At 73.2% G+C, this 12,952-nt stretch carries 13 protein-coding genes; 4 read left to right on the top strand and 9 right to left on the bottom strand.

What is annotated here, in order from left to right:
- Positions 1–166 precede the first annotated feature (166 nt).
- Genes PSU4_RS29155 through PSU4_RS29125 form a run of 7 tightly spaced genes read right to left on the bottom strand, consistent with a single transcriptional unit; the run spans position 167 to position 6,886 of the window.
- Complete coding sequence (locus PSU4_RS29155; RefSeq protein WP_147115598.1) at positions 167–631, bottom strand: peroxiredoxin; 465 nt, start codon at positions 629–631, stop codon at positions 167–169.
- The gene (locus tag PSU4_RS29150; RefSeq protein ID WP_147115595.1) at positions 618–1,493 is read right to left on the bottom strand and encodes a DUF1295 domain-containing protein; all 876 of its coding nucleotides are present in this window, start codon (positions 1,491–1,493) and stop codon (positions 618–620) included. Before PSU4_RS29150 ends, PSU4_RS29155 begins: the two co-directional genes overlap by 14 nt.
- Entirely contained in the window at positions 1,490–2,872 is a 1,383-nt protein-coding gene (locus PSU4_RS29145; RefSeq protein WP_147115593.1) for an SAM-dependent methyltransferase, read from the bottom strand. The genes PSU4_RS29150 and PSU4_RS29145 overlap by 4 nt, the downstream gene beginning before the upstream one ends.
- Before the next feature lie 12 nt (positions 2,873–2,884).
- Complete coding sequence (locus PSU4_RS29140) at positions 2,885–4,135, bottom strand: SAM-dependent methyltransferase (RefSeq protein WP_147115591.1); 1,251 nt, start codon at positions 4,133–4,135, stop codon at positions 2,885–2,887.
- Positions 4,132–4,878 carry a DUF1365 domain-containing protein gene (locus PSU4_RS29135; RefSeq protein WP_246115420.1) on the bottom strand — a complete coding sequence of 249 codons (747 nt, stop codon included), beginning with the start codon at positions 4,876–4,878 and terminating at the stop codon, positions 4,132–4,134. The genes PSU4_RS29140 and PSU4_RS29135 overlap by 4 nt, the downstream gene beginning before the upstream one ends.
- Positions 4,872–6,158 carry an NAD(P)/FAD-dependent oxidoreductase gene (locus PSU4_RS29130; RefSeq protein WP_147115588.1) on the bottom strand — a complete coding sequence of 429 codons (1,287 nt, stop codon included), beginning with the start codon at positions 6,156–6,158 and terminating at the stop codon, positions 4,872–4,874. The genes PSU4_RS29135 and PSU4_RS29130 overlap by 7 nt, the downstream gene beginning before the upstream one ends.
- A complete protein-coding gene (locus PSU4_RS29125; RefSeq protein ID WP_147115586.1) occupies positions 6,155–6,886 on the bottom strand; it encodes an alpha/beta fold hydrolase in 732 nt (243 codons plus the stop codon). Before PSU4_RS29125 ends, PSU4_RS29130 begins: the two co-directional genes overlap by 4 nt.
- A gap of 209 nt (positions 6,887–7,095) precedes the next feature.
- Here PSU4_RS29125 and PSU4_RS29120 point away from each other — a divergent pair, with 209 nt between their 5' ends.
- Positions 7,096–7,884, top strand: a complete 789-nt coding sequence (locus PSU4_RS29120; RefSeq protein WP_147115584.1) for a lysophospholipid acyltransferase family protein — start codon at positions 7,096–7,098, stop codon at positions 7,882–7,884.
- Positions 7,885–7,976: 92 nt separating this feature from the next.
- Here PSU4_RS29120 and PSU4_RS29115 read toward each other — a convergent pair whose 3' ends face one another.
- Both PSU4_RS29115 and PSU4_RS29110 read right to left on the bottom strand, forming a co-directional pair.
- The gene (locus tag PSU4_RS29115) at positions 7,977–8,942 is read right to left on the bottom strand and encodes an acyl-CoA desaturase (protein WP_147115582.1); all 966 of its coding nucleotides are present in this window, start codon (positions 8,940–8,942) and stop codon (positions 7,977–7,979) included.
- A 118-nt stretch (positions 8,943–9,060) separates the two neighbouring features.
- Positions 9,061–10,449: a mycothione reductase gene (locus PSU4_RS29110; protein ID WP_147115580.1), complete on the bottom strand. Its 1,389-nt coding sequence runs from the start codon at positions 10,447–10,449 to the stop codon at positions 9,061–9,063.
- A gap of 78 nt (positions 10,450–10,527) precedes the next feature.
- On the opposite strand from PSU4_RS29110, the gene PSU4_RS29105 reads away from it, so the two are divergent.
- The 3 genes from PSU4_RS29105 to PSU4_RS29095 all read left to right on the top strand — a co-directional run bounded on the left by PSU4_RS29105 (position 10,528) and on the right by PSU4_RS29095 (position 12,793).
- Entirely contained in the window at positions 10,528–11,022 is a 495-nt protein-coding gene (locus PSU4_RS29105) for a GNAT family N-acetyltransferase (protein ID WP_246115419.1), read from the top strand.
- A 128-nt stretch (positions 11,023–11,150) separates the two neighbouring features.
- Positions 11,151–11,693 carry a lipopolysaccharide assembly protein LapA domain-containing protein gene (locus PSU4_RS29100; protein ID WP_246115418.1) on the top strand — a complete coding sequence of 181 codons (543 nt, stop codon included), beginning with the start codon at positions 11,151–11,153 and terminating at the stop codon, positions 11,691–11,693.
- 2 nt (positions 11,694–11,695) lie between these two features.
- On the top strand, positions 11,696–12,793 hold the full coding sequence (locus tag PSU4_RS29095) for a class I tRNA ligase family protein (RefSeq protein WP_246115417.1): 1,098 nt from the start codon (positions 11,696–11,698) through the stop codon (positions 12,791–12,793).
- The last annotated feature ends 159 nt before the right edge of the window (positions 12,794–12,952 follow it).

The following is a 12,952-nucleotide window of genomic DNA, read 5'->3' as shown; positions in this document are numbered from 1 at the left end:
CCTAGCCGGTGGGGGCCGGTGACGGCGGCGCGGACCGAGCCGGAGCCGTCGAACTCGTGGTGGCGGTGGGGGTCGGCGAGCAGGGCGAACACGGTGGCGGGCGGCGCGGCGACGACGGTGGACGCGGTGACGGTTCGCCCGGAGACGACGGCGTGCTCGGTGGGGGTCATGCGGCCCGGTGGGCGCGCAGCGCGGTCAGGGCCTCGTCGGCGTGCTGGTCGAACTTGGTCTCGCTGGAGAACTCGGCGATGACGCGGCGGTCGGTGCCGATGACGAACGTCCGGCGCCGGGTGTGCAGGCCGCCGGGCAGCCAGCGGCGGAACGCGTCGAACTTCTTCGCGACGACGTGCCCGGGGTCGGACAGCAGCGGGTAGCCCAGGGTGTGGGCGGAGGCGAAGCGGCGTTGCGCGGAGACGTCGTCACCGGAGATGCCGACGGGTGAGGCGCCGACCGCGGCGAACTCGGCGGCCAGGTCGCGGAAGTGGCAGGCCTCCTGGGTGCAGCCGCCGGAGGAGGCGACGGGGTAGAAGAACAGCACGAGCGGTCCGTCGGCGAGCAGGCCGGACAGGGAGCGGACGGCACCGGTCTCGTCCTGCAGCTCGAAGTCGTCGACGACGTCACCGGGCTTCATCGGGTGTCCTTTCGGTCGCGCGGGAACCGGTCGCGCGGGAACCGGTCGTGCGGGAACGGGGCGGCATCGGGATGAAACCGCTGGTGCGGCGAACGTAGTCCGCGTAGCCGGGCCGGCGCTGCCCGATCGAGGACTCGAGCAGTTTCGCGCCGGTGCCCTTGGCGAGCAGCCACGTCATGAGCGCGGCGGAGACGAGGCCGATCAGCCCGGGCAGGTGGTGCAGCGCGAGGAGCGTGAGCCCCCACCAGACGGCGGCGTCGCCGAAGTAGTTGGGGTGGCGGGTGTAGCGCCAGAGGCCGCGGTCCATGACCGTGTTCTTGTTGGCGGGGTCGGCGGTGAAGCGGGCCAGCTGGGCGTCGCCGACCGTCTCGAAGAAGAACCCGACACACCACGACGCCACCCCGAGCACGGTGAGGACCGCGGCGAGGACGCCGCCGCCCGTGCCGTACTGGCCCAGCTGCACCGGCAGCGACACGACCCACATCACGACACCCTGGGTCAGGTAGACCTTGCGGAACGCGTGCAGATACGGGTTGCCCTTCGCCTCCCGCATCAGCTCGACGTAGCGTTGGTCCTCGGGCTTGCCGTGGTTGCGCCGACCGATGTGCCAGGCCAGCCGCAGTCCCCAGACCACGGTGAGCGCGGTGATCAGCCAGCGCCGCCACGCGTCGCCCTCCCCGGCGGAGAGGAGCAGGGTGACGACGGCGATGACCGCGAACCCGGCTCCCCACACGATGTCGATGCCGTCGTGACGGCCACCGCGCAGCGCCGCGACGCCGAGCGTCGCGAGCATGACGACGAGCACGGCGACCGCGGTGACCCACAGGTTCGTGACCGCGGCGGCCCAGGGGAAGGTGGTCATCGGGCCGTCGTCCCGCCGGTTGCCGACGCGACCTCCGCCGGGGTGACGTCGCGGGCGAGGCGGTCGAGCGCCGGGTCGGGGCCGAGGAGCTCGGCGCGGCTGCGGGGCAGCCCGGAGCGGCCGTCGGCACCGGCGCGGACCATGAGGATCTGGTGTACGCCCATGCGGTTCTCCTCGAACGCCAGCGACGCTCCGGCGAGGTAGAGCAGCCACACCCGGAACTGTTCCTCGCCGACGAGTCGGACGGCCTCGGCCTTGTTGTCCTGCAACGTGTCCAGCCACGGGCGGACCGTCCACACGTAGTGTTCGCGCAGCGAGTGGACGTCGACGACCTCCAGGCCCGCCTCCTCCAGGAAGTTCAGCGTCGACCCGAGCGGGCGCATGAACATGTCGGGGGCGACGTAGCGCTCCATGAACGCGCCGCCGCCGGGTGCGCTGTTGGCGCCGGACGCGCCCCGCGACATCTGCTGCAGCAGCAGCCGGCCGTGGGGGCGCAGCAGCCGGTGCAGCTGCGCGGCGTAGACGGGGTAGTTCTCCTCGCCGACGTGCTCGCCCATCTCGATCGACGAGATCGCGTCGAATCCCGGGTCGATGACGGCGCGGTAGTCCTGCAGCCGGATCTCGACCCTGTCCGACAGCCCGAGCGCGGCGACGCGGGCGACTCCGAGGTCGCGCTGCTGCGCCGACAGGGTCACCCCGACGGCGGTGACGCCGTAGTGCTGCGCGGCGTGGATCAGCAGCGACGCCCAGCCGCAGCCGACGTCGAGCAGCCGCATCCCCGGCTCGAGCCCGAGCTTGCGGCAGATCAGGTCGAGCTTGTCGCGCTGGGCGTCGGCCAGGCCGTAGCCGGGCCCGGCCTCGCGGGTCCAGTAGCCGCAGGAGTAGGCCATCTGCGGGTCGAGCAGGAACGCGTAGAAGTCGTTGGACAGGTCGTAGTGGTGGGCGATGGCGTCGCGGTCGCGGCGGCGGGTGTGCAGCCGGCCCGAGAGCCGGGCCTCCGACGCCGGCGGCGTGGGCGGCGGCCCGACGGCCCCGAGCCGGGCGGCGAGTGTCGCGGCGGCGAGCGTGTCGGCGGCACTCAGCGAGACCGCGCCCAGGCCGTGGGCGCGGGACAGCGACCAGAACCGCGACAGCCCGTCGGCGACGTCGCCCTCGACGTCGAGCTCCCCGGCGACGAACGCGCGGGCCAGCCCGAGCTCGCCGGGCGCCCACAGCAGCCGCCGCAGCCCGCGGCGGTGGCGTAGCACGGCCACGGGGGCCGACGGGTCGTCGGTGGGGCCGGCCTCGCTGCCGTCCCAGGCGCGGATTCGGACGGGCAGCGCCGCCCCGATGACGCGTTCGAGCAGGTCGGCGAGCTGGGGTGCGACGGGACGAGGCACGCGACGCTCCTTTCAGGACGGGCGTTCGAGCGAGAACTGGAAGACGTCGAGGTAGCCGACGCGGAAGCCCGCTTCGCAGTAGGCGAGGTAGAACTCCCACATCCGGCGGAAGGTCTCGTCGAAACCGAGGGCGGCGACGGACGCCCAGCGGTCCTGGAAGCGGGTGTTCCAGTGCGCCAGGGTCCGCGCGTAGTCCTGGCCGAGGGTGCGACGCTGCGCGATCCGCAGCGCGGAGTGCGAGGCGAGGTTCGACTCGATCGCCTCGACCGACGGGATAAGCCCGCCGGGGAAGACGTACTTGTGGATCCAGGTGTAGTCGCTGCGCGAGACCATGAGCCGGTCGTGCGGCATGGTGATCGACTGCAGCCCCACCCGGCCGCCGGGCTTGAGGAGGCGGTCGATCGTCGCGAAGTAGGTGGGCCAGTAGCGCTCGCCGACGGCCTCGATCATCTCGACGGACACGACGGCGTCGTAGCTGCCCCGGGCCTCGCGGTAGTCGCGCAGCAGCACCTGCACGCGGTCGGCGAGGCCCGCTTCCGCGATGCGCTTCTCGGCGAGCGCGGCCTGCTCGGCGGAGATCGTGAGCGTCGTGACGCGGGCACCGCGCTGCGCCGCCCGGATCGCGAGACCGCCCCAGCCGGTGCCGATCTCCAGGACGTGCATCCCCTCGCCGACCCCGGCCATGTCGAGGATGCCGTCGATCTTGCGCCGCTGCGCGGCGGCGAGGTCGTCCGCACCGGGGGCGAACCACGCCGCCGAGTACGACATCGTCTCGTCCAGGAAGATGGAGAAGAGGTCGTTGGACAGGTCGTAGTGGCGGTGGATGTTCTCCCGCGCCCCCTCGACGGTGTTGGCCTCGTCGTCGGGCTGGCGGGCCTCCACCCAGCGCCGCGCGAGCCGTTGCAGCGCTGGGGGGATGAGCTGCGACAGTTTGGCGGCGAACGGGGTGAGCAGGTCGGTGGGCGCCGGGGAGGTCCAGTCGCCGACCATGTAGGACTCGCCGAACCCGATCTTCGACGACGTCGCGAGGCGTGCGTAGAACGCGTCCGGGCGGACGATGTCCATCCGGGGCCCGCCGGTGCCCAGCCGCGACCCGTCGGGCAGGACGACGGTGACCGGCAGGTCGCGGACCGCGCGCCGGAACAGCGACTCCGCGATCCGGGCGCGCACCGGGACGTGGCGGACCTCGGCGAGACCGGGCCAGACACCCTCGTTGGGGCGTGGGACGGCGCGGGCAGGACGGTGGAGCGGCTCGGTGGTCACTGGACGCCCTCCTGGGGTGCGTGCGGTGGACGGGGGACCACGGGCAGCCGGCGCAGCCACAGCGTGATGCCGTGGCGGCGGATCAGGGCCGAGGTCCGGCGGGTGACGAGGGGGTGGCGCAGCAGCGTCGCCACCAGCGACCGGGTCGTGACGGTCCGGCGGGTGCCGGCGACGGTCGCGGACAGCGCGATCCCGTCCTGCTGGTGCAGGGTCACGGCGACGGCCAGCCGCTCGCCGGGGGTGCGCAGCAGCATCCGGTAGCGGCCGTCGACGGTGAGGAACGGCGAGACGTAGAAGTCCTTGTCGGTCTCGGCGCGCCCGTGCTCGTCGGGGTGGAGCAGGTAGCAGTGCCGCTCGCCGTAGGTGTTGTGCACCTCCGCGATCACGCAGACGAGCGCGCCCGCGGGGTCGTGGCACCAGTACACCGACAGCGGGTTGAACACGTGGCCGAGCACGCGGGCGTTGGCGAGCATCACGACCCGCCCGCCACGCAGGTCGATGCCGTGGGTCGCCAGGTAGGTGTCGACGTTCGTGCGGATCGTCGACGCCGGGTCGCCGAGGTGGTCGCGGGCCTCGAAGCGGGCGAAGGGGCGCAACGGTCGCGGTAGCCGGGGGAGTGCGTCGAGGTCGACGAGCCAGGTGTAGACGTCGTGCTCGAACGCCCTGCCCTGCGCGGTCCCGGGGGTGCGGCGGACGTGGCGGACCGTGGCGTCGTAGAGGGCGGGGGCGGTGGGCGTCACCAGGTCACCCCGAGTGCCGCCGCGGCCTGCACCCCGGACGCGGCGCCGTCCTCGTGGAAGCCCCAGCCGTGATAGGCACCCGCGAACGCGGTGACGTCCGTCGACAGGCCGGGAAGGCGCCGTTGTGCCGCAACGGACTCGGGCGTGTAGATGGGGTGTTCGTAGGACATCCGCGCGATCACCCGCGACTCGTCGACCCGGCCCGCACCGCCGAGGGTGACGACGTAGGGCGGGGCCTGCGGCAGTCGCTGCAGCCGGTTCATGTCGTAGCTGACGAGGACCCCCGAGGAGTCGGCGGCGCAGCGGGGCTTGAGGTAGTTCCACGACGCCCGCGCCCCGGCCCGGCGCGGCAGCACCGAGGTGTCGGAGTGCAGCCAGGTCTCGTTGCGCGAGTAGGCGAACACGCCCAGGACCGCGGTCTCGTCGGCGGTGGGGTCGGCGAGGATCTCCAGCGCCTGGTCGGGGTGGGTGGCGACGACGACCTTGTCGAAGTGCCGGGCCCCGCCCGCCGCGTCACGCACCTGCACGCCGGCGCCGGTGCGGCGCACCGACCGCACGGGCGTCCCCGTCCGCACCGCGTGCAGGTTCTTCACCAGCCGCTCGACGTAGCGTTGCGAACCACCGGAGACGGTGCGCCACTGCGGCGAGCCACCGATGCCGAGCATCCCGTGGTGGGCCAGGAACGTGAACAGGTAGCGCGCCGGGTAGCGCAACGACACCGCCGCACCCGCCGACCACACCGCGGCCACCACCGGGACCATGAAGTGGTCGACGAAGTAGCGCGAATAGCCGCCGATCGCGAGGAACGACCCGAGGGTGACCGCATCGGCATCGGTGTCGGCGGTGGTGAGCAGCCGTCGTGCGTGCCGGTGGAACCGCACGACCTCGCCCAGCATCCGCACGTACGCCGGTCGCGCCACGTTGGACGCGTGGGGGAACAGCCCGTGCGCGCGGCGGGCCCCGGCGTACTCCAGGCCGCACCCGTCGCAGCGCACGCTCATCGACATGTCGGAGTCCTGCGTGGCCACCCCGAGCTCCGCGAACAGCCGCAGCAGTGTCGGATACGTGCGTCCGTTGTGGACGATGAACCCGGTGTCGACGCCGCGCACCACCCCGTCGGGACCCGCGAGCTCGTGGGTGTGGGCGTGCCCACCCACGCGGTCGTCGGCCTCGTACACGGTGACGTCGCAGACCCGCTGGAGCACGTGCGCAGCGGTCAGCCCGGAGACCCCGCTGCCGACGACGGCCACCGTGGGCCGACCGGTCGTGTGCTCCGTGGTCATGACGCGGCTCCCTTGTACTGATCACGCTTGCGCAGCTCGACCCGCAGCCCGGTCGGCGACGGCTCCGCCATGGCGTTCGCGATCTCCGGGTCGATCGGTTCGATCCCGAGCTCACCGAGGACGAACCGGCGCACCAACGACGACCAGTCGCCGGCGCGGCGCAGCATCGCGTGGCCGTCGCCGAGCACGTCGAAGCGGGCGACCCGGTCGGTCACCTGCTTGGCGTGCACCGCGTAGGCATAGGAGCCGGCCGGGTCGGTCATCCGTTCCCGGTCCCCGTGGGCGATGACGACAGCGCGGCCCGCCAGCTGCGCCACGGGCTCAGCGGCCTCCACCCACGGCGCGAGCGCGCAGACCGCGACGACACCGTCGCCGCCGGCCGCGCCGAGCGCGGCCCGCCCACCCATCGAGTGCCCGACCAGCGCGATCGGCACCCCCGGGTGCACCCGGCCCAGCTCGGTGACCGCCCACTCGGCGTCGCGCAGCGCGTCGCGGGCGCCGTCGTTCCAGCCGCGGAACCGGTAGCGCAGCAGGTACACCGCCGTCTCCCGGGTCTTCACGACCCGCGCGAACGGCAGCATCCGCAGGTAGGCCAATCCGCGGTGGGCGGGTTCACGGCTGCGCGAACGGCCGCCGTGCAGGACGACGACGACGCCGCGGGGGGACGCCGGGACCGGGCCGAACGGCTCGATACGCGGCGCGGGTCCGTCGTCGGACGGGTCGGGCACGGGACCTCCGGAAGGCCTCGGACTGCAGCGGGTGTACCCGGTGTTCGTCCGTCGTCGATGATCGGATCGTCCCGGGACGGGCGTCACACTCCGAAATCCTCACCCGCCCCGCGCCGTTCCGCGCGGCGAATGATGGGCGAGGATCAGGGACAGACCACGACTTCCCACCCGGCCGCGACGCCCGCCGGTGGGACCGCCGGGAGGACGACATGCCACGGACCACGGCCGACCGGCCGCTGAGCCTGCGGGAGAAGCTGCTGCTGACGCTGCGCCGGGCCCGTCGCGGATCGGGCTTCTGGTTCGGCCTGGCCATCGAGCTCATCTGGCCGTTCGCGATGTTCCTCACGCGGCCCTCGTTCCGCGGTGGGGAGCACATCCCGAAGACCGGTGGCGCGCTGCTCGCGCTCAACCACGTCTCGTTCTCCGACCCCGTCTTCGACACCGCGTTCGTGATCTCCAGCGGCCGGATCCCACGCTACCTCGCGAAGTCGGAGCTGTGGTCGGTGCCCGTGGTGAAGTGGGTGCTGGGCGGCGGGAAGCACATCCCGGTGTACCGGTCGTCGACGCGGGCGAGCGACGCCTACAAGGAGGCCGTCGAGGCGTTGACGCGCGGCGAGGTCGTCGCCTTCTACCCGGAGGGGACCTACACCGCCGATCCCGAGGGCTGGCCGATGAAGGCCAAGAACGGGATCGGCCGGATCGCGATGGTCACCGGGGTGCCGGTCATCCCAGTCGCCAACTGGGGCACCCAGGAGGTGCTGCCGCCCGACGCCAGGCCGAGCCTGTTCCCGCGCAAGCGGATCCGTGTGGTGGCCGGACCGCCCGTCGACCTCTCCGCGTTCGAGGGCAAGCCCCGCACCCGCACCCATCTCGACGCGGCCACCGCGGCGATCATGACCGACATCACCGCGCTCGTCGCGGACCTGCGCGGCGAGCCCGCCCCGGCCGCGGCGTACGACCCCGGCCCAGGCCGCCCCGGCACCGCGGCAGCGAGCTGAGCCCCCCTCCGCCCCTGACACCCGAACGAACGGCACAGTCGCGCAACTCAGTTGCGTGACTGTGCCGTTCGTTCGGAAAGAGCGGGACGAGCTCAGGACTCCCGGGCGATCCGCTGCAGGCGGCGTTCCGTCGGCCAGCGCACCGCCGTGGCCCAACCGGCCTTCTCGAAGCCGCGGATCACCATGGCGGACAGGTCGACCTGGCCGCGCTTGACGCCGTGGCGGGCACACGTCGGGTCGGCGTGGTGGAGGTTGTGCCAGGACTCGCCGAACGACGCGATCGCGAGCCACCACACGTTGGCCGACCGGTCGCGGGCTGCGAAGGGGCGCTCGCCCCACATGTGGCAGATCGAGTTGATCGACCACGTCACGTGGTGCAGCAGCGCCACCCGCACCAGGCCCGCCCAGAACAGCGCGGTCAGCGCGCCCTGCCACGACCACGTGAACAGCGCGCCCAGCCCCGCGGGCACCAGCAGCGTCAGGACGCTCCACAGCCCGAACAGGGCGTCGACCCGGCGGATGTCGGGGTCGGCGAGCAGGTCGGGGGTGAACCGCTCCTCGTTGGTCTGGTCGCGGTCGAACAGCCAGCCCATGTGCGAGTGCCAGAAACCCTTGGCCAGCCCGACGGGTCCGGTGCCGTGGAGCCACGGCGAGTGCGGGTCGCCCTCCTTGTCGGAGAACGCGTGATGGCGACGGTGGTCGGCCACCCAGTCGATGACGGGCCCCTGCATCGCGAGGCTGCCCGCGACCGCCAGCGCGATCCGCAGCGGCCGGTTCGCCTTGAACGAGCCGTGCGTGAAGTAGCGGTGGTAGCCGACGGTGATGCCCAGCCCGCTGACGACGTAGAACACCAGCGCGATCGCGACGTCGGCCCAGCCGATGAGACCCCACACGACGGCGAGCGGGATCGCGGCGAGCAGCGCCAGCAACGGCACCATCACGAAGATGTAGACGCCGATCTGCTGGGGCAGCGCGCGGGTGCCGTCGAGAATCGGCTTGGGGCCGCCGGCGGCCCCGTCGCCCTCGGCCGGGCGGGCCGGGCTGTCGGCAACGGTCATGGGCTTCCTCACATCCACGGGGGCACGGTGGGGCTCGGCAGGTGTTCGCTGCGCGGCCCCGGTGCGGATCGATCCCATGGTAAGGGTCGCCTTGCCGGGACGCGGCGTGGCGAACACGTCAGTCGAGCGGCAGACCCAGCAACGCGTTCTCGACGACCTCCGGCAACGCCGGGTGGATCCAGTACTGGCCCGTCGCCATCGTGCGGGCGTCCAGGCCGAACGTCATCGCCTGGATCAGCGGCTGGATCAGCGACGACGCCTGCGGGCCCATGATGTGCGCGCCCAGCAGGCGGCCGGTGCCGCGTTCCGCGATCAGCTTGCACAGCCCGGTCGTGTCCTCCATCGCCCAGCCGAAGGCGACGTCGCCGAACCTCTGGACCTTGGTCACGTAGTCGAGGCCCGCTGCCGTGCACTGGGCCTCGGTGAGCCCGACCCCGGCCAGCTGCGGCTCGGTGAACACGGCCGACGGCACGAACCGGTGGTCGGTGCGCCGCGGCTCGTCGGGGTGCAGCAGGTTGTGCTGGACGACGCGCATCTCGTGGTTGGCGACGTGCTTGAGCTGGTACTCCGACGAGACGTCGCCGAGCGCCCACACCCCCGGCGCCGACGTGGCCTGGGTGTCGTCGACGACGACGCGCCCGTCGGGGTGGGTGGCGATCCCGCCGGCGGCCACGTCGAGCAGGTCGCCGTTGGGCACGCGGCCCGTGGCCACCAGCAGGACGTCGCCTGTCGCGACGGAGCCGTCGGTGAGGGTGAGCTCCACGCTGCCGTCGTCGAGCGTGCGTGCGCTCTGCGCGACCGTGTTCAGCCGGACGTCCCAGCGTTCCTGCGCGATCGTCGTGAACGCCCGGCCCAGGGTCTCGTCGGCGAGACGCAGCAGGTGGCCGCCGCGCGCGACGAGCGTCACCTCGACGCCGAACGCGGAGAACACGTGCGCGAACTCGGAGGCGATGTACCCGCCGCCCAGGACGACCAGCCGCTGCGGCAGCTTCTCGATCCGCATGATCGTGTCGGACGTCTCGTAGGGGACGCCGGCGTCGAGGATCGGGTCGGGCACGTGGGGGCGGCCACCGGCGGCGACGACGACGCGGTCGGCCGTGATCGTCTCGACGGGACCGCCGTCGGTGGGGGCGACGGCGAGGGTCCGGTCGCCGGTGAAGCGGGCATGGCCCAGATAGGTGGTGACGTTGGGCGTGCGCACCGGGTCCATCCGGTACTCCTTGCCGCCCTGCGCGATGGGGTCGATGCGGCCGAAGACCCGGTCGCGGATGTCGGGCCACCGCACCCCGTCGAGGGTGGCGTCGACGCCGTAGCGGGCGGCCCGGCGGACGGCTTCGGCCAGGTCGGCGGAGTACACGTACATCTTCGTCGGGATGCACCCGACGTTGAGGCAGGTGCCACCGAAGACACCGTGCTCGACGAGGGCGACGTCGAGATCGGCGAACCGATCGTCGATGATGCTGTTCCCGGAGCCGGTACCGATGACGACGAGATCGTGATGACGCACCTCCCGAGGTTACGTGGCGCCCGACGACGCCACCGTCCGGTCGCCCCGCCGGGCCGCCCCGTCTGGTAGGCAGTGCCGGTGAGTAGTGAGACCGGTCAGGACGGCCGCCCGGCCGACACGATGGCCGCGACGGTGCGACGCTGCTGGGCGCTCGACCTCGACGCCGCGACGCTCTACGAGCTGTTGCGGCTGCGCGTCGACGTGTTCGTCGTCGAGCAGGCGTGCGCCTACGGCGAGCTCGACGGGCGCGACCTCGAGCCGCGGGCGCGGCACTACTGGCTGGCCGGGCACGGCAGCCCGGAGCCGGTACTGGGCACGATCCGGCTGCTCAAGGAGCCAGGCGGCGGCTACCGCATCGGGCGGCTGTGCACCGCCCGCGACGTCCGCGGCCGCGGCCTGGGGCGGCGCCTCGTCGAGGCCGCGCTGGCCGAGGTCGGGTCGGGGGAGTGCGTCCTCGACGCGCAGGACCACCTCGCCGACTTCTACCGCGGCTACGGCTTCGAGCCCGTCGGCCCCGCCTACGACTGGGACGGGGTGGCACACGTCCCGATGCACCGGGCCGCCCGCACCTGAGTCGCCCGCCGTTTCCCGACACGCACCCCGCCGGGTGCCACCGAACCGTCGTCACGGCGACGACGTACGGGATACTTCCGGACACCCGGCGTGTCCTCGCCGGGCAGGCGTGACAGGAGGGTCCGAGCATGACCGACGACCGGGGCCGCGCGGGGCGCGGAGCGATGCGGCCCGGAAACGTCGGCCGGGCCGATCCACACGCCGACCCGGCCACCGACCCGTCGATGCGTCCGGTGGACGTGGCGGCGGACCCGTCGGGCGGGCCCACGATGCCGGTGCACACCGACCCGTCGGGTGGCCCGACCGTCCCGGTCCGGCTGCCCGCCGACGAACCCGACGTCCCCGCCCAACGCGACGCCGGCGACACCGCGCCGAACCGCACACCGCCGCCCGAGGCCCCACCCCGGTCGCGGCTGGCCGGGCTGTGGGTCGGGCTGATCCTGTCGGCGCTGGTCCTGCTGCTCCTGTTGATCTTCATCCTGCAGAACCTGGGTCAGGTCCAGATCCATTTCCTCGGCCTGAACGGCAACCTGCCGACGGGCGTCGCGCTGCTGTTCGCGGCCATCGCTGGGGTGCTGCTCGTCGCCATCCCCGGCTCGCTGCGCATCCTGCAGCTGCGCCGGGCGGCACGCCGTGCCGGCCGCCCGTCCCGAGACGCGAAGGTCCGCTGACAGTGCTCCGCATCGCAGGTTCGTCACTGCCCGTCGTCGGCCGCGCCCGCATGTACGTGTGCGGCATCACCCCGTACGACACGACACATCTCGGCCACGCCGCCACGTTCGTCTGGGCCGACGTCGCCGCACGCGTGCTCCGTCACCTCGGCGTCGACGTCGACGTGTGCCGCAACGTGACCGACGTCGACGACGTCCTCGACGCCGCCGCAGCCCGGGCGGGTGTGCGCTACGACAGTTTCGCGGCCGTGCAGCAGTTCCGTTTCGACCGTGACATGGACGCCCTCGGCGTCCGCCGCCCGACGCACGAGCCGCGCGCGCACGTCCACGTCCCGCAGGTCGCGTCGCTGGCCGCGGCGCTGATCGAGCGGGGCGCGGCCTACCACCGCGACGGCACGGTGTGGTTCCGCGGGGCGGGCGTGCGGGAGCGGGCGGGTCTGGGCCTCGCCGAGGCGGAGGCCTTGTCGGCCGAGTACGGCGACCGCCGCGACGACGGCCGCGACGACCCGTTCGACGTCGTCATCTGGCGGGCGTCCGCGCCGGGCGAGCCGGCGTGGCCCAGCCCGTGGGGCGGCGGTCGTCCCGGCTGGCACGCCGAGTGCGCGGCCATGTCGTTGACCACGCTGGGCCCCGCGCTCGACATCCATGTCGGCGGCGCCGACCTGCGCTACCCGCACCACGCCTACGAGGCCGCGATGGCCGAGGCCGTCACCGGGGTGACGCCGTTCGCGCGGTCGTGGCTGCACGTCGGCACGGTCGGCATCGACGGCCGCAAGATGGCCAAGTCGACCGGCAACCTGGTGCTGGTGTCCGACGTGCTGCAGACGTGGCCGGCCGCGGCGTTGCGGCTGCTGCTCGTCGACCGGGCGTGGGCGCAGCCCTGGGACTACCGGGTCGAGGACCTGCAGGCGGCCGCGGCCCGGCTGGAGCGGCTGTACGCCGCGGCCGCGCACGGCGTCACGGAGAACCCGGCGGCCGACGCCGCGGTCTCGGCCGCGCTGCTCGACGACCTCGACGTGCCGCGTGCGCTGGCCGTGGCCGAGGAGGCCGGGGGCGCCGCCGCCCGGCACGTGCTGTCGGTCCTGGGCCTGGGCGGCTGACACACCCCAGCGCGCAACCTCACTGCTGTTTCCGGGCCCGGAAACAGCAGTGAGGTTGCGCGCGAGTGCGTTGTTCCCGGGTCAGGCCGCGCTGGAGCGGCCGCCGGACGACCGGCCACCACCGGTCCGCGAGCCGCCCCGGCGGCTGCCGCCGCGCCC

The organism is Pseudonocardia sulfidoxydans NBRC 16205 (assembly GCF_007989085.1).
Taxonomy (GTDB): Bacteria; Actinomycetota; Actinomycetes; order Mycobacteriales; family Pseudonocardiaceae; genus Pseudonocardia; species Pseudonocardia sulfidoxydans.
Note: the sequence above shows the minus strand (reverse complement) of the source record. Positions and strands in the feature narration are given on the sequence as shown.